Genomic DNA, 612 nt, shown 5'->3' with positions numbered 1-612 from the left:
GACGTGGTCGTCCTCGACGTCCGGCTCCCCGACGGCAGCGGGATCGACGCCTGCCGCTCGGTCCGTTCCGCCTTCCCGGACATCGCCTGCCTCATGCTGACCGCCTACGACGACGACCGCGCGATGCAGGCCGCGATCCTCGCCGGCGCCGCGGGCTACGTGGTGAAGGACATCCGGGGACAGACACTGCTCGAGGACATCCGTCGAGTCGCCGCGGGTCGCCGACTCCTGCCCGCCGCGACCGTGCCGGCGACCGTGGAACGGCTGACCAAGGACGTCCGCGATGACGTCCCGGAGCTCACCATGCGCGAACGGCAGGTCCTCGAGCTCATCGCCGGCGGCCTGACGAACCGGCAGATCGGCGACCGGCTGGGCCTGGCGGAGAAGACCGTGAAGAACTACGTGTCCGGGTTGCTCGCGAAGCTCGGTCTGGAGCGCCGGACGCAGGCTGCGGTCTACGGCGCCGACCACGGGGTCCGCGACCGCCGACGCTGAGGCCGCGGGACCATCGACCCTGCCACGACGACGCCCCGGCGGCGATGGTGGTCACCTCGCTGACCCGCCGAGGGGACGATGCCATGACCACGACGCTCGACCGCACCGCGACGACCG

At 72.1% G+C, this 612-nt stretch carries 1 protein-coding gene; it reads left to right on the top strand.

The features are described from left to right. On the top strand, positions 1-495 hold a 495-nt coding region (locus BIV03_RS12920; RefSeq protein WP_071295999.1), incomplete at its 5' end, for a response regulator transcription factor. Positions 496-612: the final 117 nt, after the last annotated feature.

This window comes from Curtobacterium sp. MCBA15_016, from assembly GCF_001865105.1.
Taxonomy (GTDB): Bacteria; Actinomycetota; Actinomycetes; order Actinomycetales; family Microbacteriaceae; genus Curtobacterium.
The sequence above is the reverse complement of the archived record's forward strand: the minus strand, read 5'-3'. Positions and strand labels throughout refer to the sequence as shown.